The sequence below is a fragment of the Tenacibaculum agarivorans genome (assembly GCF_001936575.1).
GTDB classification, from domain to species: Bacteria; Bacteroidota; Bacteroidia; order Flavobacteriales; family Flavobacteriaceae; genus Polaribacter; species Polaribacter agarivorans.
The window spans coordinates 17,063-37,922 of the sequence record NZ_MSMP01000002.1; the positions used below are offsets into that span (position 1 = coordinate 17,063).

Sequence of the window (20,860 nt, forward strand, 5' to 3'; positions counted from 1 at the left end):
GTTGAGAATTCTAGATTGGTACATATTAAAACGATATTTAAAAACGTTTCTATTTACACTGCTTATCTTAATTCCTATAGCAGTAGCTATTGATATTTCTGAAAAAATAGATAAGTTTTTAAGGCATGAAGATTTAACTTTTTTTGAAATAGTAAATGATTACTACAAAAATTTTGTCATTTACTATGCTAATACATTTATGCCTTTAGCGGTTTTTTTAGCGGTAATTATATTTACTTCTCGATTAGCAAATAATACAGAAATTGTAGCCATTAACAGTTCTCAAATATCATTTACACGATTTTTATTTCCGTATTTTATTGGAGCAACTATAGTAACGGTGCTTGCTTTTGGAATGAATCATTACGTAGTACCAGAGAGTAGTAAAACAAGAAGAAGTTTTGAAAATACGTACCTAAAGAAGAAAAGATATAAAGATCAATTAGTAAATGACTTTAGTCTTCAACTTAATGATAGTACCTATATTTTCATTCAAAGCTATAATTTGAAGTCAAATTCTGGAAGTAATTTTTCTACTGAAGTATATGATGGTTTAAAGTTGAAGTATAAACTCATTGCAGATCATATCCGTTGGAATGATAGTCTTTTTAGATTGAATAATTGGAAAGAAAGAAAAATATTTAAAGACTACGACAGTATTTTCTCAGGAAGTACATTAGATACTACTTTCGCTTTTACACCTAAAGATTTTAATTATAAATCAACAATGTCACAAGAAATGCCTTCAGACGAGTTGTCTGAATTCATAGCGATATCCAAGAAAAGAGGTGTTAAAAATTTAAATGCTTACTTAGTTGAATTATATAAAAGAACAAGTTTACCACTAGCTACCTATATACTAACAATTATAGCGGCAGCATTAGCACATAAAAAGAGAAGAGGTGGAATAGGAGTTAATTTAGCTTTTGGAATAGGAGTGATGTTTGTATACGTATTCTTTTTAAAAGTAGCTGAGGTTTTAGGAGCTGTAGCGGGAGCAAACTCATTACTCAATGTATGGATGCCAAACATTATTTTTGGTATTTATGGTCTCTATCTATACTATAATGCAAGAAAATAAGATAAAAAACTACCTATTACTACATTTCATTGTTTTTATTTGGGGGTTCACAGCCATTTTAGGGAAATTAATTTCCATAGATGCTATTCCGTTAGTTTGGTATAGAATGCTGATAGCTGTAGTATTTATTTTTATATACTTTCTAATTCAAAAAAAATCCTTTAAAATTACCAAAAGAGCGGTTTTTGAGTTTGTATTGGGAGGTATTATTATAGCAGTACATTGGATAACATTTTTTAAAGCAATAAAAGTCTCTAATGTATCCGTAGCTTTGGTTACCATGAGTACAGGAGCATTTTTTGCTTCACTAATAGAACCTATATTTTTTAAACGAAAAATAAATCCTATTGAGATGCTATTGGGCATGCTAGTCATTTTTGGCCTGTATATCATCTTTAGTTTTGAAACCAAGTATCTTTTAGGAATTGTATATGCATTAATTTCCGCATCATTATCAGCATTGTTTTCGGTATTAAATGGAGTGTATGTCAAAAAATACGAGGCCGATTCAATATCGTTATACCAATTACTTTTTGGGGTATTAGGAGTAACCGTTTATTTAGGAATAACAGGAGGTTTTACCGTTAGTTTTTTCCAGTTATTACCAATGGATTGGCTTTATCTTTTAGTTTTAGGTAGTGTTTGTACTGCTTATGCTTTTATAAGTTCTGTTAAGGTGATGAAGTACCTGACACCATATACAGTAATGCTGACCATCAATCTAGAACCTATCTATGCAATTATCTTAGCATTACTCATTTTCAAAGAAAAAGAACAGATGAATATTGAGTTTTATTACGGGGCGTTTATCGTGTTATTTGTGGTTTTATTAAACGGTATAGTGAAAAATTCTTCAACAATTAAAAAGAAATTACAACGATAATTTAGTATGTTTGCTCAAACAAACTAGAATAAGATCAAACTTTATAAAATGGAATATTTAGATTTTGAGCTGCCTATCAAAGAGTTAGAAGACCAATTGGCTAAATGCCATGATATAGGAAAAGAAAGTGAGATAGATGTTACGGAAACCTGTAAGAAGATTGAAAAGAAATTAGAAAAAGCTAAAAAAGATATATATAAGAACCTTACGCCTTGGCAGAGAGTACAATTATCTCGTCATCCCAATAGACCTTATACGTTAGATTACATTAAAGCAATTTGTGGAGATACATTTATGGAGCTTCACGGAGATAGAAATGTTCGTGACGATAAAGCCATGATTGGAGGTTTAGGTAAGATTGGAAATCAATCATTTATGTTTATCGGTCAACAAAAAGGATACAATACCAAAACACGCCAGTATCGTAATTTTGGTATGGCAAATCCAGAAGGATATCGTAAAGCTTTACGTTTGATGAAAATGGCTGAGAAATTTGGAATTCCTGTAGTAACCTTATTAGATACTCCAGGTGCTTATCCAGGTTTAGAAGCAGAAGAACGTGGACAAGGTGAAGCTATTGCTCGTAATATCTTTGAAATGACACGTTTAAAAACACCAATTATTACCATAGTAATTGGAGAAGGAGCTTCTGGAGGAGCTTTAGGAATTGGAGTAGGAGATAGAGTATACATGATGGAAAACACATGGTACACTGTTATTTCTCCTGAATCATGTTCATCTATTTTATGGCGTAGCTGGGAATACAAAGAGCAAGCTGCTGAAGCCTTAAAATTAACTGGAGATGATATGAAAAAGCTTAAACTTATTGATGCAATCATTGAAGAACCAGTAGGAGGAGCACATTCTGATAGAGAAGGAGCTTTTAAAGCTGTACAAAATCAAATTGTAAAAGCTTTTGAAGAGTTAAAAGATTTAGACGATGTTACTTTAATAGCTAAGCGTATGGAAAAATACGCAAGTATGGGTGTATTTAAAGAATAAGCCTGTTATTAATAAATAGTGTTATAAAAAATTGAAATCTCGTTCTAAAGGCGAGATTTTTTTATGTCTAATAAAAAAGGTAGTATTTGTCACTTCGAGTGAAATTCATTAGAGTAAAACGAAAATGAATTTTGTATCGAGAAGTAAATACGTTGTTTTCAATAGAATTTTACTGGTGATTGAGCCTGTCGAAATCACTTCCAATTATCCAACTGATAATTGATCACTGATAATTGTTAATTGAACCTATATGAATCCTTTTTCTTTAGCTACAAAAATTAATTCTCTATCATCACTACTCTCAATAGCTAAAATCTTTTTTAATTGTCGTTTTCGCTTTTCTATTGCAGCAAGAGATAAGTGTATAATATCAGGCAAATCTTTGGTCATAGTACCTATAGAAATTTGATACATGATTTTTCTATCTACATCATCTATAAAGTAATCGTTAGATACCTCATTACGCATAATTTTCAAGACGGTTTTACTGTAATAAGGAGGATCTGAGAGTACTACTTGTATGGCTTGAACTAGTTCAGGCGGTGTTAGGTCATTTTTGACTAAAAATCCATCAGGATTAATATTTTTCAAAATACTATGCACCCTGTAATTATCATTAAAAGTAGTAGAAACAATAACTTTAGTATCTGGTAATATTTCGTTGATTCTAATCCCTAAATCTTCTCCAGATAGCAAAGTCCCATCTGATGAGGGAGGTAAACGCATATCTAAGAAAACAATGTTTAACGTGGTGTTACTTTGTACATACTTGTCTAAAATAGCACAAGCAGAATCACAATCTGTAGCAGTTTGAATTTGAAATGCTACATTCTGATCATGGCTTTCAAGATAAGTAAAAGCACTTTTATAAGCTTCGGCAATTAGGGGATGATCATCAATAAGTAAAACAGTATATGTTGTAGCTGCCATTATTGGTTTATAGGTAATTTGATATGCAAAGTCGTACCTTGATGTAATTTAGAACTAAAAGAAACATCGCCGCCTAACTTTGCTATTCTTGAGTTAATATTTTTAATTCCTATTCCTTTTTTACTCTTTTTCATGTCAAAACCGACACCATCATCTGTAATTTCTATCCCTAACTTTTTGTTAAGAATTGAAAAGACCAAGGTAACATTTTTTGCTTTAGCATGCTTAATAATATTCTGTAAAGCTTCCTGAATAATTCTATAAATATTAGCTTTGGTAACCTCATCTATAGTTTTCCACGCAATAGTATCATCAGTGCTAAAATGAGTTTTAAAATTACCGATAACACTTTTATCGGCCAGTAATTGTTCTATAATAGTGGTAAAGTTGATTTTAGCATCATCAAAATTTTCACTTAATTTATGGGATACTTCTCTAATTTCTTTTTCTATTGCTTGTAGCTCATCTAAAAAGCCTTGTTGTTTTTCTTGAGTTTCCGTGTTCATTTGCATACCTAAAAAACCTAAACTAACTCGAGTACCAAACAATTTCCCTAAAATACCATCATGGAGCTCAGCAGAAATTCTATTTCGTTCTTTTACACGTTCTTCTTCTAGTTTTGCCTGTTGTTGAAGCGTTAAAACATATACTTCTTCATTAGCCTTTTGTTGTGCTGCTTCTAACTGTAGTTTTTCATTTTTTACTTTTTGCACACGTAAAAAGTAGAGTAGGGTAGCAATCAATAAAATAGACACACTACCACCAATACTCCATATCAACTGCTGACTTAATTGCTCATTCTTTTCGATATGTTCATCCGTTTCAAATTCGATACGGGTAAACTTATTTTGAGTTCTACGCTCTGCTTTTACTAAGCTATCATTAAACTCAATATAGCGATCTAAGTATTGTTTAGAATTTTTCGGATCTAAGTTGGCTAGTTGTTGTAACGTAGTTAGATAATAATCTCCATTTTTTAATTCTACCGCCGAAATATTAGCTTCTTTTGCATATTTAAAAGCATTACTAGTATCCTTAATATGTTTATAATAATCAGAAATTCTAATTTTACTATACGCAACACCAGATTTATTATTCATACTGTCTCTGATGTATAAAGCTTTAAATAAATCTTTATAAACATTTATTGTATCGTTCATTAACAATTTACAATATGCTTTATTATCTAATACAATAGCATATTGTTTTATGGTTAGTTTATTTTTAAGCTCTCTATTATAATATCTAAGGGCATTAGAATAATCTTTTTTTTCCAAATAAGCATTCCCTATGTTATTATCTAAAGCATAATGTTTTCTTATTTTATTTTGATGGGTCGAGGCCTGACGAAAATATTCTATTGCCTTATCATACTCTCTTATATCTAGTTGAAGCGTACCTAAATGATTATAAGAAAGACATAAGTACTTATAGTTTTTTAGCTTTTTAAACTTTTTTATGGCTTTAAAGGTTAAAATTTCACTTCCAATATAATCTCTTAATCTACCTTTGAGATAAGCCATAGCAAACAACATTCTAGCAGTTTCATAGTCTTTTTTTAGTAATTTAAAATTTTGGTATGCTTTATTATAATGATTATAAGAGGTTAGGTTTTCTTGTTTTTTATTATAGAAATCAGCATAACTCCAATGTGCATCAGCTATAAGAAATGTATCTTTAATCTTATTAGCTAATTCTAAAGTTTGTTGATTTAATTTGAAGAATTTTTCATTTTCTCTTATTTCATAAAACCGGTATGCAATATTACTTAATGTTTTACACTTAAACTTTACATCTTGAATTTCTTCAATTTGACTATATGCTTTGTCTAGGTAGAATGTACTTTTTGATTTAGATATATTTTTTTTTGATAGCTTAATCCAATAAGAAATACTATCTCTTAGTTGATTCGATTCTTGGGAGTAAGTATTTAAAAAAAACAGTAGACTGTTAAATAAGATTAGTTTTCTCACAAAAAATATTAGTAAATAAAAACAAAATTAATGAAAAGCCCTGAAATATATCATTTCAGGGCTAATTTTACTGACTAGTTGTTTTTACCACTTCCATCTTCACCGTCTTCACCATCTCCAGTTTGAGGCAATCCAGCTTCAGTGTTTTCTATATCGTTTTTGGTTACTAATTTTTCAGTATTATCTGTACAACCTACTGTAACAATACCAAGTAAAACCGTTAATAGTAATAATTTTAAAGTTCTCATAATTCAATTTTTAATGTTTGGACAATAGTTTTCCTAGCCGTAAAAACAGCTATAGTGTTGATTGAATGTTTATTATCGTTCGTAAGCGTCGGTAAATCCGAGGCATAAGTCTCCCAGCCCGAATATTTCAGGTGGTTTTTGTAGAATTGAATTGATATATTATCAATCCATGAAGACTTTGAACTACTAAGGCCTATTGAGTTTTAGGCTTCAGGAAATCCTACATTGTCGATAAATAAAGAAGCGTTTGCAATTTTATGGTAACGCTAGCTGATTTTTAATGAAGCTACATTAGATATATTATATATCCAATTAACTCTTAGTAAGCGTTCCGAATGAATGAGTAAACGTTCTTTTTCGTTTAGAATTAGCAATATTGATTCTTCCATAACTTTTCAATTTTCTTACTGTTAAGATACAAAAAACGGATGATTTAACCAAATTTTAACACCTTTTTCTGTAGTCATATTCAATAGCATTGCAAAAATAAAAAAAGACATCTTTTAAAAGATGTCTTTTGAATATATTTTAACGATACTTTATTGTTATTTCCGTATCAATCTATTGCATATTACAAAAAACATCTGCAGTACTCTTCCATCAAAATCAACACCTCTAATTGGTGATTCTAGTTTACTAGTGTGCATAGTATATGTTTTCATTATTTAATAATTTAATGTGTAAATATTGTTGTTTAATTACGGTACAAATATAAAGACTATTTTTGAATTTGCAAGAAAAATTTAAAAATAAATTACTGATTGTCAGTGTTTTAAAATGTTTTAAGGTAAGAGGGCTCCTGTCCGGAAATTATCCAGATACTACCATTTTCTAAACGCATTGTTTTTCAGTTTTTTACTGTGTAAATTTTTCAAATGCTATGTCTTTATAAGTTGTTTATCATATGTATTAAAAAAATAAAAAAGGCGACCAATTTTAAATTCGGACGCCTTTATAGTGTTATTATAAAACATTTATACTTTATAAATGTATTAGATTCCTACAATATAGTATCCGATTTCGAGTGAACTGCTTATCAACTCCTCGAAGATCACATGAACTATAATCCGTCCATGTTATATGTAAATTCATTTTATTCATACAGGTACAAATATACAAAATTCTAATAAATGTTAAAAAATGTTAAGAAAAGAGCTTTTTAATTGAAAAAGTAAGGTTGAACCTTACCAAAAGTAAGGTTGAACCTTACCAGTTTAAAAAATAGGCATTATATCTTTGTCAATGTTAAAAGCCTTTACATATAGAAAGAAGGTCGGGTATAAAAAATAACAATTTATACCATAGTCGTTTACTCGGGGGGGAAAATTCTATGGAAAGCTAACTTAAAAAAAGAAGGTAAAATTGTTCAAAAGCTAAAAAACGTCCAATCGGACGTTTTTTTAGTTGTTAAGGAATATTAAGATACTTGTGTGTTTGTAATGAAATTTTCCATCGAGGATGCTGCATTACATAGTCTATGATTAAGGGTATCATTTCTTCACGTTTACTCCATTCTGGTTGTAAAAATAGTAAGCAATTTTCATTTACTTTGGCAGCCTCAGCTTCAGCAAACTTAAAATCATGTTTGTTATGAATAATCATTTTAAGTTCATCAGCTTCTTCATAAGCACGTTGTAACGGTAGTTTGGTTTTTTTAGGTGATAAACAAAACCAATCCCATATTCCAGAAAAGCTATAAGCTCCAGATGTTTCAATATGTGTCTTTATTTGTTGTGCCTGTAATTCTTTAGTAATGTAATCTAAATCCCACATCAAAGGTTCACCACCAGTAACAACTACAGTTTCTGCATATTTTTTAGCATGTTGTACAATAAGGTCTGTTTCAGTAGGTGGATGTAAACTAGCGTTCCAGCTTTCTTTTACATCGCACCAGTGACAACCGACATCACAACCACCAATTCTAATAAAATAGGCAGCAGTACCTGTATGAGCACCTTCACCTTGTATAGTGTAAAACTCTTCCATAAGAGGAAGCATTTTACCTTGTTTAATTAACTCTTGCGTCTTTAAATCCATCTACTTTTACTGCTATTACATCAATTTCAATTTTTGCTCCTACAAGCAAATCGGCTGCAAATGTAGTTCTTGCAGGCTTATTTTCAGGAAAATATTCACGAAAAATTGTATTAAATTCTGCAAAATCATCTGTAGTAGCTAAAATAACGGTACATTTTACAACGTGTTTAAGGTCAGATCCATGAAGTTCAAGTACATCTTTTATATTTTCTAAAGTTTGTCTAGTTTCTGGACCAATGCCGCCTTTAGGTAGTTTTCTTGTTTTAGGATTTATACCTACCTGTCCAGCTAAATACAACATATTTCCAACTTCAACTGCATCAGAAAAAGGAGCATTTTTTTTACGTTCCAATTTTGAACTATGAAAAATTAAATTGTCTTTTTCTGGAGTAATATTATTGTTTTTCTTGTTTTCACAAGAACCTAAGATAAAAATTGTAGCTAAACCAATGATTTTAAGTAATTTCATGTATGAATATTTAGTTGAATAACAAATTTAACTAAAAGCTATAAAATCAGCATTAAAATAATTTTGCTCTCTATTTTGAAATGCTGATTTTAATAGTATTTTTATCAAAAAATAGAGTACCATGAGTCAAACGGAAGCGTTCTTCAATTATATTAATGATGGCTATGCATGCAAAGGAGATTTTTTAACCTTAGGAGCAGGAATGTTAGGGGAAGAAACTGTAACAAATGCATTGGTAAATATTCCTTTAAAAACACTAAATAGACATGGTTTAATTGCAGGAGCAACAGGTACAGGAAAAACAAAAACACTTCAGGTATTAGCAGAAAATATGTCTGAGAAAGGAATTCCTGTAGTATTGATGGATGTAAAAGGAGATTTGAGTGGATTAGCACAACCAAGCGCAGGGCATCCTAAGATAGATGAGCGCCATGAGAAAATTGGAATTCCTTTTGACGCAAAACGATTTCCTGTAGAAATACTTTCTATTTCTGAACAAGATGGTGTACGTTTACGTGCGACAGTGTCAGAATTTGGCCCTGTTTTATTATCTAGAATTTTAGACTTAACTGAAACGCAATCTGGAATTGTAGCAATTATTTTTAAATATTGTGATGATAATCAGTTACCATTATTAGATTTAAAAGACTTTAAAAAAATGCTTCAGTTTATTACGGCTGAAGGAAAAGCAGAAATTGCTGCAGAATATGGAAGAATTTCTTCATCAAGTACAGGTGCTATTTTGAGAAAGATAGTTGAGTTAGAGCAACAAGGAGGAGAATTGTTTTTTGGAGAAAAATCTTTTGAAGTAGATGATTTAACTCGAGTAGATGAAGAAGGAAGAGGGGTTATTTCTGTATTACGTTTAACAGATATACAAGATAAACCGAAACTGTTTTCTACATTTATGTTGCAATTGTTAGCAGAGGTATATGAGACTTTTCCTGAGCAAGGAGACAGTGGAAGACCTGAGTTAATTATTTTTATAGATGAAGCTCATTTAGTGTTTGACGAGGCGTCTAAAGCACTACTAAGTCAAATTGAGAGTATTGTAAAATTGATTCGTTCTAAAGGAATAGGACTATATTTTGTTACACAAAATCCTAAAGATGTGCCAGAAGATGTTTTAGCACAATTAGGAATGAAAGTGCAACACGCCTTACGTGCTTTTACTGCAAAAGATAGAAAAGCTTTAAAATTAGCGGCTGAAAATTATCCAGATTCTGAATATTATAATACTAGTGAGGTACTAACGCAATTAGGTATAGGAGAAGCTTTTGTTACCGTACTTAATGAAAAAGGTATTCCAACTCCATTAGCCAGAACTATGTTGAGAGCACCAATGAGTAGAATGGATGTGTTAACGGAACGAGAAATTCAAGAAGTTATAGGAAACTCTAAGCTGGTAAGAAAATATAATGAAACTGTAGATAGAGAAAGCGCATATGAGTTATTAGGAGAAAAAATCGAAAAAATTAACAAGAAAAAGACAGAAGATGATAGAAAAAAAGAACAAGAAAAATTAAGTAGAAGAAGAGCTTCTAGTTCTAGAACAAGTACACGTCAAAATCCAATAGTGAAAGTATTGACAAGTGCTACTTTTATTCGTGCTGTATTTGGAATTTTAAAGAAGGTGATTTAAACTAAAAAGAGATAAGTAAACGTTATAATAGAAACTGATTTAAATGAGAAAACTATTCAAAATTGTATTAATTGTTTGTGTTGCTGTATTATGTGTGCAGTGTAGTGATGATAAATTTACTATAGCAAAAGGAAAAGTAGGACAAATCACTAAAGAAACGACAATGCAAGATTTAGATAAAATCTTTGCTAAAGACTCTATCGTAAAGATTTTAAGTGAAGGAGCTAAAGGAAATTATTATTTTCAAGACGATGATGAATATCAAATTTTTGAAAAAGGAGGGAAACATTTATTGACTGTAGTACCAAGAGAGCAGTTAGATTCTACTTCAACAATTAAAAGTATTGAAATTTTTGATGAACGATTTAAAACAGACAATGGATTAAACATTCATTCTTCTTTTAGAGATATTAATACCAATAATGCTATAAGTAAAATAGAAACTTCATTTAGTTCTGCAACGATATTTATAGATGATTTAAACGCAACTATAGCCATCGATAAAGAAGAGTTAGGTTTAAAAGAATTCAATATGAAAAAAGTAAGTATTGAGCAAATTCCAGATTTAGCCAAAATGAAATCCTTTATTGTTTGGTTCAATTAATAAAAAATTAAAATCCCGTTACCGGGATTTTTTATTGCAGTTAATTTATTCGTAATTATTAAACTTATATTTGCAGACCGAAACAAACAAATCAACATGGAATACGCAAAGAATATACTTGAAACTATTGGTAACACACCTTTGATAAAGATTAATGCATTAGCAGAGGAATTACCATGTTTAGTTTTAGCCAAATATGAAACATTTAACCCGGGAAATTCAGTTAAAGATCGTATGGCTTTAAAAATGGTAGAAGATGCTGAGGCAGACGGAAGATTAAAACCTGGTGGAACCATAATAGAAGGTACCTCTGGTAATACTGGAATGGGGTTAGCTTTAGCTGCTATAGTGAAGGGGTACAAGTGTATTTTTGTGATGGCTGATAAGCAAAGTAAAGAAAAGATTGACATATTAAAAGCAGTAGGAGCTGAGGTAGTAGTTTGTCCAACAAATGTTGAACCAGATGATCCTAGAAGTTACTATTCAGTATCAAAAAGGATGGCTGAAGAAACTGAAAATGCGTGGTATGTAAATCAATATGATAATCCAAGTAATGCCATAGGTCATTACGAAAGTACTGGACCTGAGATTTGGGAACAAACTAAAGGAAAAATTACTCATTTTATTGTTGGAGTAGGTACAGGAGGAACAATTTCAGGAGTTGGTAAGTATTTGAAAGAACAAAATCCAGATGTAAAAGTTTGGGGAATTGATACGTATGGATCTGTATTTAAAAAATATCATGAAACAGGTATTTTTGATGAGAATGAAATTTATCCATATGTAACAGAAGGAATAGGAGAAGATATTTTACCTAAAAACGTAAATTTTGACATTATAGATGGGTTCACTAAGGTAACAGATAAAGATGCTGCCGTATACACTCAGTTATTAGCTAAAAAAGAAGGGATGTTTTTAGGAAACTCTGCAGGAGCTGCAATGAAAGGAGTGCTACAATTAAAAGAACATTTTACTAAAGATGATGTTGTGGTAGTGTTATTTCATGATCACGGAAGTAGATATGTAGGTAAGATGTTTAATGACGATTGGATGCGTGAAAAAGGATATATAGAATAATCTGGAATGACATACTCGAAAAATAATTTTAAAAGTCCCCATATATTTTTGTTTTGGGGACTTTTTGTTGTATTGGATATTGGTTTAATAACGAATTATGTTCTCACAGAAAAACATGATCTTCTTTACCTTATAGGCATAGTATCATTTTTTCTAATACTACTGTATATCATTGGTTTTATGACTAAAATAACGATTGATGCTAAAGGTGTTCATTATAAGTCAATATTTAAAAGCTATTCTATGAAATGGAGTGAGATAAAAACTATAGAAGTATATAGACTTAACAAGTATTTTCTCACAATTGAAAAGCCTGAAAATTATGACAAGTTTAGTTTGTTAGGGCAGAAGTTTATTTATTTCTCTTCAAAAGAGAATCATATACCTAATAAAACAGAGAAAATGTCATCGCAGTTCATAAGTTTACATTGGAGAAAAGAAGTTTGGGATGAAGTACATAAGTATATCTTAATTAAAAAATAGTGATTAAGAGTTCTTAATATTATAAAATTCAAAAGCCACCTTACTAAGGTGGCTTTTGTTAATCAACTAATTCAAATAATTTACACAATGAAAACACTGTTTCTAACAATGTGTTTTCAATATTTATGCCAAAATTATTAATTATAACCGTACATAAAAGCTTTTATTGTATAGTTTACAATTTTTTAACATCAAAAAATGTACTTGTTAAGAAATCTACAATTTAATATTAGCTTGCGTGTTTGTGTGCTTTATATGATGATCTTACTAAGGCTCCACTTTCTACATACATGAATCCCATTTCTTTACCTATCTCTTCGTATTTTTTGAATTGATCTGGTGTGATGAATTGTTTTACCGGTAAATGTTTTTTAGTAGGTTGTAAATATTGACCTATAGTAATAACATCTAAGCCAACATTTCTCAAATCAGTCATAGTTTGTATTACCTCATCTTCTGTCTCTCCTAAACCTAACATAATACCAGATTTAGTACGCATTCCATTTTCTTTTAAGTATTGTAATACACCTAAGCTTCTGTCATATTTTGCTTGAATCCTAACTTCACGAGTCAATCTTCTTACAGTTTCCATATTGTGAGAAATAACTTCAGGGTGCACTTCAATAATACGATCTATTAATTTTGTGTTTCCTTGAAAATCTGGAATTAATGTTTCTAGTGTAGTATTTGGGTTTGTTCTTCTAATAGCCTGCACTGTTTCTGCCCAAATTATAGAACCACCGTCTTTTAAATCATCACGATCTACAGAAGTGATTACAGCATGTTTTATTTGCATAATCTTAATAGAGCGCGCTACTTTTTCAGGTTCATCCCATTCAACAGTTTCTGGCCTACCTGTTTTTACACCACAAAAACCGCAAGATCTAGTACAAATATTACCTAAAATCATAAAAGTAGCAGTTCCTTCACCCCAACATTCTCCCATGTTAGGACAACTACCACTAGTACAAATGGTATTTAACTTATATTTATCTACTAAGCCTCTAAGCTCTGTGTATTTTTTTCCAACAGGTAATTTAACACGTAACCATTTTGGTTTCTTTACTCTTTCTTGAGTAGGAGGTGTAGCTAAACTTTCTGACATTTTCTATATAAATTTGAAATACAAATTTACGAAGAAATGTTTGTTTTATTGCATAATATCGAGTTCTGTAGCTTTATCAATAGCTAATTGAAGTGCAGTATCATCAGATTTAATAACATTAACCAATCTTCCGATCTTTTCTAAATCATCTTTATTACTAGCCCAAAAGGTAACTCCAGTAACTTCTACTTTCATTTCAAAAGATTCTATAAGGTTATTTTCACAAGCTTGAAAGGCACCATAAATAATACCTAACCATGAAGGTCCACCACCATGATAACCTGCGGCTTGTAGATCCTTGGCAATAGAATCATCGCTATAGATGTCATGAAAATCATATCTAAACCTATTGCCCTCTTCTTGGAGCTTACCAATCATTTTAATACTGGTGTCTGAAAGTGCATTTTTAAGTTTATCTACTTGAGCGAATGATTGTTGTAGCGAGAAAAAAAAGCATGTTACAGCTAAAAGTAATTTGAATGTTGTTTTTTTATTTTGCATTCTATATAATATTGGGGTCTTTTTGATTGAATAGAACTAACCAAAAAGCGTGCAAATTTAATTTTTTTCCGCTTTTTTTTGCTTTTTTTTAACGTTTATTTTTTAAATTAATGATTTTTAGTACTTTAAATTGTGTTTAAAATATACCAAAAACTAAAAGCAAGTAAGAAAATAAAACCTAAGCCACTTAATATTTTCAAACTTATTGATGGTTGAAATTGTTTTGGTGTATGTTTACTCGTAATCAATTTATAATTTAGAAAAGCGAAAATAGGTGCCGTTAAAAAGGAGAATATTGTGGCTATTTTAACTAAAGTAAGCATGTTACTTCTAAAAAAAGTGAGTATAATACAAGTACCTATGCCTAGGAATAGAATCCAAACCCAATAATTGAATCTAGGAATATTAAATAATGTAGCACTTCTTTCCATAGCTCTTGGAGAAGCATCTAAAGTGGTAATGGTAGTACTCAGCATGGTTGTAAAAGCAGCTATACCAATAATTACTTTAGCATAACTTCCGAGATTTTTGGTATACAAATCTATAAGCTGGGTAGCAAACTTTCCTCCACTAGGAGAGAAAGTTTCACCTGATGTGAACATAACGAGAGCCCCAAGTGTAATAAAGCATATACCTAAGCATAAAGTTCCTATATAACCTACATTAAAATCGAAGATGGATTTTTTTACAGAAACTTCTCCATCTTTTCTTTTTTCAATAGACCATAATGAATGCCAAATAGAAATGTCTAAAGGCGCAGGCATCCATCCTAAAAATGCAATAAGAAAGGTGATTTCTACACTATTTTTGGGAAGTATTTGTTGAAAAGAAAAAGAGGCTTCATTTTTAAAAATAGCCATAGATACCGCTAATAAAGTACTTATGGTTAGAAAAAGAATAATATACTTGATAAATTTATCTAAGAATTTATATTTTCCTAAGATTAAAATCAAAAGGCAAAATACTAATAGAATATATGACCATAGGATTAAATTATCCGTAAAACCAAATAACTGAACAGCTAACCCAGCAGTTACCATGGTTACCGCAGCTTGTATGGTAAACATGTTAATTAAGTTAACTACAAAATAAAGATACAAATAACCTTTACCTAATTTATGATATCCATCAAGTAAGCTTTCACCAGTAGCAGAAGCATATTGAGGGCCAAATCGAAAAAAAGGATATTTGAATAAGTGTACTACTAAAATAGCCCAAAGTAATCCAAAACCATAATCAGCACCAGCTCTGGTTGACTGTACTAAATGTGAAACCCCTATGGCAGCTCCGGCAAATAATAATCCTGGTCCTAAGTTATGGAGTAAAGATTTTTTCATGAATCACTATCTTTTATAATTTCAGCTAGCAATTTTTTTGCTCTTAAGAGTTTAACTTTAACGTTGGTTACAGGTTCATTGATTTGTTCAGCAATTTCCTTATAACTCAATTCTTGAAAGAAACGAAGATGAATTACTTCTTGGTACTTAGATTTAAGTTTTTTTATATCTCTAAGAAGCTTTGCTAAGTTTTGTTCGGTAATAATTTTATCTTCAGGAGAAGGAGCATCATCTATAATACCATACATCTTTTCCTTTTCTTCTTCAGTAGATTTTAATTCAATAGAAGATTTTCGTTTTCGAAGTAAATCCTGATATACATTTTTAGATATTGCTATTAACCAAGTATTAAACTGATACTCTTCATTAAATGAGTGTATTTTAGTAAAAGCTTTAGCAAATGTTCTTATGGTAATATCTTCCGCATCATTTTCATTACCAGTATTTTTCAATTGATATCCATAAACACTAGACCAAAAAGTGTCTAATAAATAATTAAAAGAAGGTTGATTACCTTCTTTGGCTTGTTCTATATGTAATAGGATATCTTTTTTTATGGAAGAAATTTTTTATTAATGTTCGTTACATGTATCGAATTGATCTGGAGTTTTTCCACAGAAACCACAAGCTTCTCCCGATTTATTTAGCATTGGGTTTTGGCTAGCGCAAGTACCTGCAAATTCTCCATCTTTTTTAGCCCAAATTTTTATTGCTATTCCAGCAAAAGCAAAAGCTAATAATCCAATTGTTACTAATACTAATTTCATAAAAAAAATTTAACGCTACAAAGATAATGAAAACTAATTTTTTAAAACAATTGTGACTTTTTAAAAAAAGCAGTGTCACAATAGTGTAATTAAACAGTAAAATCCACTTAAGATGAAAGAAATAACTACTACAATATTCAAAAGTCTAGATAAATTAATAGGTTTTATAACTGAAGAATATAACAGAGAATTGAAACCTAATTATATTAAAGTAGAAAGTAGATCAAGAAAAAATAGAATGAATCGTTAGTTTTTTCTTGCAAATATATTTTCATTGTCCCTGATTAATCATAATAAATGCAGCTGAATTATAGTTAGTTGCATTTTTTTTTTGTACTTTTTTGAATAAAATATTAAACCTTTCTATTCTCCGAAAGTCTAAGTTATAAATTTTATATTTATGAGATTTCTATTTTCCCCAATGATAGCGATCGCTATTATACTTACATCATGTAGTAAAGATAGTGTTGATACTACAAATACTCCGTCAGAAGAGGTACCACAATCTACTAAGCCTAATATATTACTAATTATAGCAGATGATATGGGTTTAGATGCTACGCCCGGATATAATATCGGGAGTATAAAACCAAAGATGTCAAATCTTGAAAGTATGGTATCAAATGGTGTTAAATTTGAAAACTTGTGGTCGTATCCAACATGTACTCCAACAAGATCAAGTATTTTAACAGGAAAGTATGGATTTAGAACAGGAGTAAAGAAAGTAGATGATGAATTATCAACTACAGAAACTTCAATTCAACAATATTTAAAAGATAATGGAACTGGTTATAAAAATGCGGTTATTGGAAAATGGCATTTGTCTAGAGACGCTAGCCATCCAAATCAATTAGGAGTAGATTATTATGCAGGTTTACTGAATGGCGCTGTAACTTCTTATTGGGATTGGACTTTAACAGAGAATGGAATACAAAATAATTCAACAGAATATACCACAACTAAATTCACAGATTTAGCCATAGATTGGGTGAAAGATCAAGATTCACCTTGGTTTTTGTGGTTAGCTTACAATGCTCCTCATACACCATTTCATTTACCACCAACAGAATTACATTCACAAGGAAGTTTACCTACAGATGAAGCAAGTATAAATGCTAATCCAATACCGTATTATATGGCAATGCTAGAAGCTATGGATTCTGAAATTGGACGATTATTAAATTCTATGTCACAAGAGCAAAGAGATAATACTATTATTGTTTTCGTGGGAGATAATGGAACCCCAAATCAAGTAGCTCAAGAATATAGAAATAGAAGAGTTAAAGGAACAGTTTATCAAGGAGGAATAAATGTACCTATGATCATTTCAGGAAAAAATGTGACACGATTTGGAGCTACCGAAGAAGCATTACTAAATACTACAGATTTATTTTCTACCATAGCAACTCTAGCAGGTGTAAGTGTAAATTCAATTAACGATAGTAATAGCTTTGAAAGTTTACTTCAAAATTCATCCTCAAGTCCTGTACGAGAATATGCATATACAGAAGTAGGAAGTGATACAGGATTAGATGATGTTACTATTCGTAATGCAACACATAAGTACATACTTTTTGCAGACGGTACTGAAGCATTATTTGATATGTCTAATGATGCTTTTGAGACAGCCAACCTTTTGCAAGATAACCAATTACCACTAAGCTCAACCAATGAATCTCAACTTAATATTTTAAAACAAGCAATTATCAATTTAAAGAATTAATTATGAGAAATATGAATAAATTTTTAGTTTACAGTCTACTAGCTTTAAGTATTGCGTGCTCATCAGATGATGATACTGTTAATAACGGGAATGATGATCAACAAAGTAACGATGATCAGCAAGATAATAGTGATCCACAAACATATGATATAACGCCTATATTATCTAAATTTGATAATGTACCAGGTTTATCTTATGCGATAAGGGGAAATGTTGTAGAAATAACCACAGATGACTTACCAAATCATGGAAGTCCTTATTGGGATCAAAGTCATCCTATGTATGAAGCGTATAATGGAGATAATCCAGACTGGAGAATAAATCCTAATATGATAGAAACTCAGAATTTTACATTCACAATTCCTTTAAATCCAGAAGAAGCAACTAACAAAGAAGCAACATCTTTAGGAGCTATGGGAGTGTCAGTAAATGGCGTTGTTTTTTATAATCAATATGCTGGCCCAGATAATCAACCTTTGACAAGTGAGATTAATTCTTTTGATCAGTATTTAGGACATCCAGACGGAGGAGGAAGATATCATTATCATATTGAGCCTACTTTTTTAACCAATACTTTAGGAAAGTCAGGATTTCTAGGGCTATTAGCAGATGGTTTCCCTGTTTATGGACCTGAGGAAAATGGTGGCCCTGTTACTAATGAAGATTTAGATGAATATCATGGTCATGAAGGTGTAACAGATGATTTTCCAAATGGAATTTATCACTATCATATTACTTCTGAGGCTCCTTACATTAATGGAAATGGCTTTTTTGGTACGCCAGGTAATATTTCTCGATAAATGAGATTCGTATTGTTATCTCTTATTGTATTAATCTCATGTAGTAAAAAGCAAGAAGATCATGGGGTGTTATTGTATGACACCTCAGTTTTTAAGTTAGTGAATGGAGATTTATTCTATAAAAATGAATTATTTACAGGTACACTAATTAAAACACATGATATAAGTAATAGTAAAACCACTTCAGTGTATGTAAAAGGAAAAAAACACGGAGAAGAGGTGAAATATTTTAATACAGAGGTGCTTATTGAGCAACGCTTTTATACAAAGGGATATAAATCTGGAATCCATAGGGGATGGTGGAAAAATGGAAATAAACGTTTTGAATATCATTTTAACGATGAAGGTGAGTATAATGGAGAAGTGAAGGAATGGTATCAAAATAAGCAAAAGATGAAAGCATTTCATTTTAAAAATGGAAAAGAAGATGGAACTCAACAATTATGGAGATCAGATGGTAAAATCAGAGCCAATTTTGTAACGAAAAAAGGTGAACGGTATGGCTTGATTGGATTGAAGAAATGTTACACAGTAAATACAATAAATGAGGACTTTAACTAATTTTTTAAGAACACTACTTCTTGTATTCTTATTAGGGAGTTGTACACAAAATAAAGTAAATAAAGAGACTACACTTCCTTTTTTTAATTCGGCTATTTTTACACCTGAATGGATTCCTAAAGATTCAGATAAATATTCGAAAATACACACTATTGCAGATTTTAGTTTAACAAATCAAGAGGGAGAAAAAGTAACAAATGAAAGCTATAAGGGTAAAATTTATGTAGCAGATTTTTTCTTTGTAAGTTGCCCAGGGATTTGTCCAGTTCTTGAAAAAAATATGAGTACACTTCAGGAGCATTATAAAAATGATAATGATATTTTATTATTGTCTCATACTGTAATGCCTGTTAAAGACTCAATTCCTGTTTTAAAACAATATGCTATTGATAATGAAATTATATCAGGAAAATGGAATTTGGTAACAGGAGATAAAAATCAAATTTATGATTTAGCTCGTACCTCTTATTTTGCTGATGAAGATTTTGTGAAAACCCAAGATGAAGATGCTTTTATACATACTGAAAACTTTATTTTAATAGATAAAAAAGGAAGAATACGAGGGGTGTATAATGGAACTATTGAATTAGAAATTAAACGATTGATTCGTCATATAGAGTTGTTGAAAAAGGAAGTTTAGTAGTAAAAATGTCTTAATTCTTGATTTATAAGAGAATGTTTACATTTACAGTATTAAACTAGCTTTTTATGAAAAAGTCAACACTAATTTTTCTTCTTTTAGTTAAAGTATCTATTTCCTATAGTCAAGACAGTATATCATTTAAGAAGCTAGTAAATCAAGCTAATGAATATTTAAGCTTATATGAGAGATTATCTCCTTCTTTGCCAAGTGAATTTGATACTGATTTTCATCTGATACAAGAACTAAGATTAAGTACAGATGTTAAAAAAGAATTGAATCATAGTAAAGATTCATATGGAGAATTGATTAAAGATTCCATTTTGAATTCAGATTTAATTGATTTTTTACAAGGTAAAATTGTAGGAAAAATAAACGAAGTTGTAAATCATGAAGTTTCTAAAAACCAAGATATAACAAAATTGTTCCATTATGCATTGACTATAGTAAAATCAGTAGACAATAAACTCTATAATTTTTCTTTAGATGGGAAAAACGGTGGTACATTCAGAAGTAGAATTTCATGGATGTATTTTAAAGATATTGATTCTAGTGATTTTTACGATATTGAAGAATTACAACATTTAAATAGTTACTGTAAGTTACCAGATGCTTTCTCAGTTTTTAGAGAACATGGATATGAAGAAATTGAAGTTTTGCAAACAGATGAAGGTGTTAAATATCTACTAACAGGACAAACACAACAATGTTCATTTTGTTTTTACAACCACATTCAATTAGTTTGTTTTAAAGAAGGTAAATTTGAGACAGATTTTTACTATGCTATTGAGTCAAGAGGTTTAGATACAGATATCTCTTATGATACTGAAGAAAAGAAAATAGAGGTTAATTATGTTACTGATGATCTTACCCCCAATTGCGCATGTGTCAGTAATGAAAAAAGAATTAATACTAACGTGAATGGAGAAATAATAAAAAAAGAATGTTATTGTACGTTTTTTTTCAATGGAACTACCTTCGAATTAGCCAAATGAAT

23 protein-coding genes are annotated in these 20,860 nt (G+C 30.5%); 13 read left to right on the forward strand and 10 right to left on the reverse strand.

Annotated features, from left to right (window positions below; all coding sequences use genetic code 11):
• Position 1 precedes the first annotated feature (1 nt).
• The 3 genes from BVC87_RS01830 to BVC87_RS01840 are packed head-to-tail and all read left to right on the forward strand — an operon-like array spanning position 2 to position 2,966.
• Positions 2-1,081, forward strand: coding sequence for an LptF/LptG family permease (locus BVC87_RS01830; protein WP_083629192.1), 1,080 nt, complete (start codon positions 2-4; stop codon positions 1,079-1,081).
• A complete protein-coding gene (locus BVC87_RS01835; RefSeq protein ID WP_075340645.1) occupies positions 1,068-1,964 on the forward strand; it encodes a DMT family transporter in 897 nt (298 codons plus the stop codon). The genes BVC87_RS01830 and BVC87_RS01835 overlap by 14 nt, the downstream gene beginning before the upstream one ends.
• A 48-nt stretch (positions 1,965-2,012) precedes the next feature.
• Positions 2,013-2,966: an acetyl-CoA carboxylase carboxyltransferase subunit alpha gene (locus tag BVC87_RS01840; protein WP_075340646.1), complete on the forward strand. Its 954-nt coding sequence runs from the start codon at positions 2,013-2,015 to the stop codon at positions 2,964-2,966.
• 246 nt (positions 2,967-3,212) lie between these two features.
• Here the strand turns inward: BVC87_RS01840 and BVC87_RS01845 are convergent, their stop codons facing one another.
• From BVC87_RS01845 to BVC87_RS01860, 5 genes are all read right to left on the reverse strand, one after another.
• On the reverse strand, positions 3,213-3,896 hold the full coding sequence (locus tag BVC87_RS01845) for a response regulator (RefSeq protein WP_075340647.1): 684 nt from the start codon (positions 3,894-3,896) through the stop codon (positions 3,213-3,215).
• The gene (locus BVC87_RS01850; RefSeq protein ID WP_075340648.1) at positions 3,896-5,869 is read right to left on the reverse strand and encodes a tetratricopeptide repeat-containing sensor histidine kinase; all 1,974 of its coding nucleotides are present in this window, start codon (positions 5,867-5,869) and stop codon (positions 3,896-3,898) included. Before BVC87_RS01850 ends, BVC87_RS01845 begins: the two co-directional genes overlap by 1 nt.
• A gap of 74 nt (positions 5,870-5,943) precedes the next feature.
• Positions 5,944-6,117: a hypothetical protein gene (locus BVC87_RS23305; protein WP_159439300.1), complete on the reverse strand. Its 174-nt coding sequence runs from the start codon at positions 6,115-6,117 to the stop codon at positions 5,944-5,946.
• Positions 6,118-7,524: 1,407 nt separating this feature from the next.
• Positions 7,525-8,154, reverse strand: coding sequence for a 7-carboxy-7-deazaguanine synthase QueE (locus BVC87_RS01855; protein WP_075340649.1), 630 nt, complete (start codon positions 8,152-8,154; stop codon positions 7,525-7,527).
• Positions 8,126-8,623, reverse strand: a complete 498-nt coding sequence (locus BVC87_RS01860; RefSeq protein WP_075340650.1) for a RidA family protein — start codon at positions 8,621-8,623, stop codon at positions 8,126-8,128. The genes BVC87_RS01855 and BVC87_RS01860 overlap by 29 nt, the downstream gene beginning before the upstream one ends.
• 121 nt (positions 8,624-8,744) lie before the next feature.
• On the opposite strand from BVC87_RS01860, the gene BVC87_RS01865 reads away from it, so the two are divergent.
• The 4 genes from BVC87_RS01865 to BVC87_RS01880 all read left to right on the forward strand — a co-directional run bounded on the left by BVC87_RS01865 (position 8,745) and on the right by BVC87_RS01880 (position 12,429).
• Positions 8,745-10,265 (forward strand): helicase HerA-like domain-containing protein, encoded by a 1,521-nt coding sequence (locus BVC87_RS01865; RefSeq protein WP_075340651.1) that lies wholly within the window; start codon positions 8,745-8,747, stop codon positions 10,263-10,265.
• Between the two features lie 43 nt (positions 10,266-10,308).
• A complete protein-coding gene (locus tag BVC87_RS01870) occupies positions 10,309-10,869 on the forward strand; it encodes a hypothetical protein (RefSeq protein WP_075340652.1) in 561 nt (186 codons plus the stop codon).
• A gap of 96 nt (positions 10,870-10,965) precedes the next feature.
• A complete protein-coding gene (locus tag BVC87_RS01875; RefSeq protein ID WP_075340653.1) occupies positions 10,966-11,946 on the forward strand; it encodes a PLP-dependent cysteine synthase family protein in 981 nt (326 codons plus the stop codon).
• Between the two features lie 180 nt (positions 11,947-12,126).
• Positions 12,127-12,429, forward strand: a complete 303-nt coding sequence (locus BVC87_RS01880) for a hypothetical protein (RefSeq protein ID WP_143569687.1) — start codon at positions 12,127-12,129, stop codon at positions 12,427-12,429.
• Positions 12,430-12,658: 229 nt separating this feature from the next.
• On the opposite strand, the gene lipA is transcribed toward BVC87_RS01880, so the two are convergent.
• The 5 genes from lipA to BVC87_RS01905 all read right to left on the reverse strand — a co-directional run bounded on the left by lipA (position 12,659) and on the right by BVC87_RS01905 (position 16,139).
• Entirely contained in the window at positions 12,659-13,534 is an 876-nt protein-coding gene (lipA, locus tag BVC87_RS01885) for a lipoyl synthase (protein ID WP_075340655.1), read from the reverse strand.
• Positions 13,535-13,579: 45 nt separating this feature from the next.
• Positions 13,580-14,035 carry a hypothetical protein gene (locus BVC87_RS01890; RefSeq protein ID WP_075340656.1) on the reverse strand — a complete coding sequence of 152 codons (456 nt, stop codon included), beginning with the start codon at positions 14,033-14,035 and terminating at the stop codon, positions 13,580-13,582.
• A 125-nt stretch (positions 14,036-14,160) separates the two neighbouring features.
• Positions 14,161-15,372 (reverse strand): Nramp family divalent metal transporter, encoded by a 1,212-nt coding sequence (locus BVC87_RS01895; protein ID WP_075340657.1) that lies wholly within the window; start codon positions 15,370-15,372, stop codon positions 14,161-14,163.
• Complete coding sequence (locus tag BVC87_RS01900) at positions 15,369-15,929, reverse strand: RNA polymerase sigma factor (protein ID WP_200799156.1); 561 nt, start codon at positions 15,927-15,929, stop codon at positions 15,369-15,371. Before BVC87_RS01900 ends, BVC87_RS01895 begins: the two co-directional genes overlap by 4 nt.
• 15 nt (positions 15,930-15,944) lie before the next feature.
• On the reverse strand, positions 15,945-16,139 hold the full coding sequence (locus BVC87_RS01905; RefSeq protein ID WP_075340659.1) for a membrane or secreted protein: 195 nt from the start codon (positions 16,137-16,139) through the stop codon (positions 15,945-15,947).
• A 112-nt stretch (positions 16,140-16,251) separates the two neighbouring features.
• Here BVC87_RS01905 and BVC87_RS23310 point away from each other — a divergent pair, with 112 nt between their 5' ends.
• The 6 genes from BVC87_RS23310 (at position 16,252) to BVC87_RS01930 (ending at position 20,858) form a co-directional block, all read left to right on the forward strand.
• The gene (locus BVC87_RS23310) at positions 16,252-16,389 is read left to right on the forward strand and encodes a hypothetical protein (RefSeq protein ID WP_159439301.1); all 138 of its coding nucleotides are present in this window, start codon (positions 16,252-16,254) and stop codon (positions 16,387-16,389) included.
• 150 nt (positions 16,390-16,539) lie between these two features.
• On the forward strand, positions 16,540-17,862 hold the full coding sequence (locus tag BVC87_RS01910) for a sulfatase-like hydrolase/transferase (protein WP_075340660.1): 1,323 nt from the start codon (positions 16,540-16,542) through the stop codon (positions 17,860-17,862).
• A gap of 11 nt (positions 17,863-17,873) precedes the next feature.
• Positions 17,874-18,662: a YHYH protein gene (locus BVC87_RS01915; protein WP_234974617.1), complete on the forward strand. Its 789-nt coding sequence runs from the start codon at positions 17,874-17,876 to the stop codon at positions 18,660-18,662.
• Complete coding sequence (locus tag BVC87_RS01920; RefSeq protein ID WP_075340662.1) at positions 18,663-19,223, forward strand: toxin-antitoxin system YwqK family antitoxin; 561 nt, start codon at positions 18,663-18,665, stop codon at positions 19,221-19,223.
• Positions 19,207-19,863: an SCO family protein gene (locus tag BVC87_RS01925; protein ID WP_075340663.1), complete on the forward strand. Its 657-nt coding sequence runs from the start codon at positions 19,207-19,209 to the stop codon at positions 19,861-19,863. Before BVC87_RS01920 ends, BVC87_RS01925 begins: the two co-directional genes overlap by 17 nt.
• A gap of 68 nt (positions 19,864-19,931) precedes the next feature.
• On the forward strand, positions 19,932-20,858 hold the full coding sequence (locus tag BVC87_RS01930) for a hypothetical protein (protein WP_075340664.1): 927 nt from the start codon (positions 19,932-19,934) through the stop codon (positions 20,856-20,858).
• Positions 20,859-20,860: the final 2 nt, after the last annotated feature.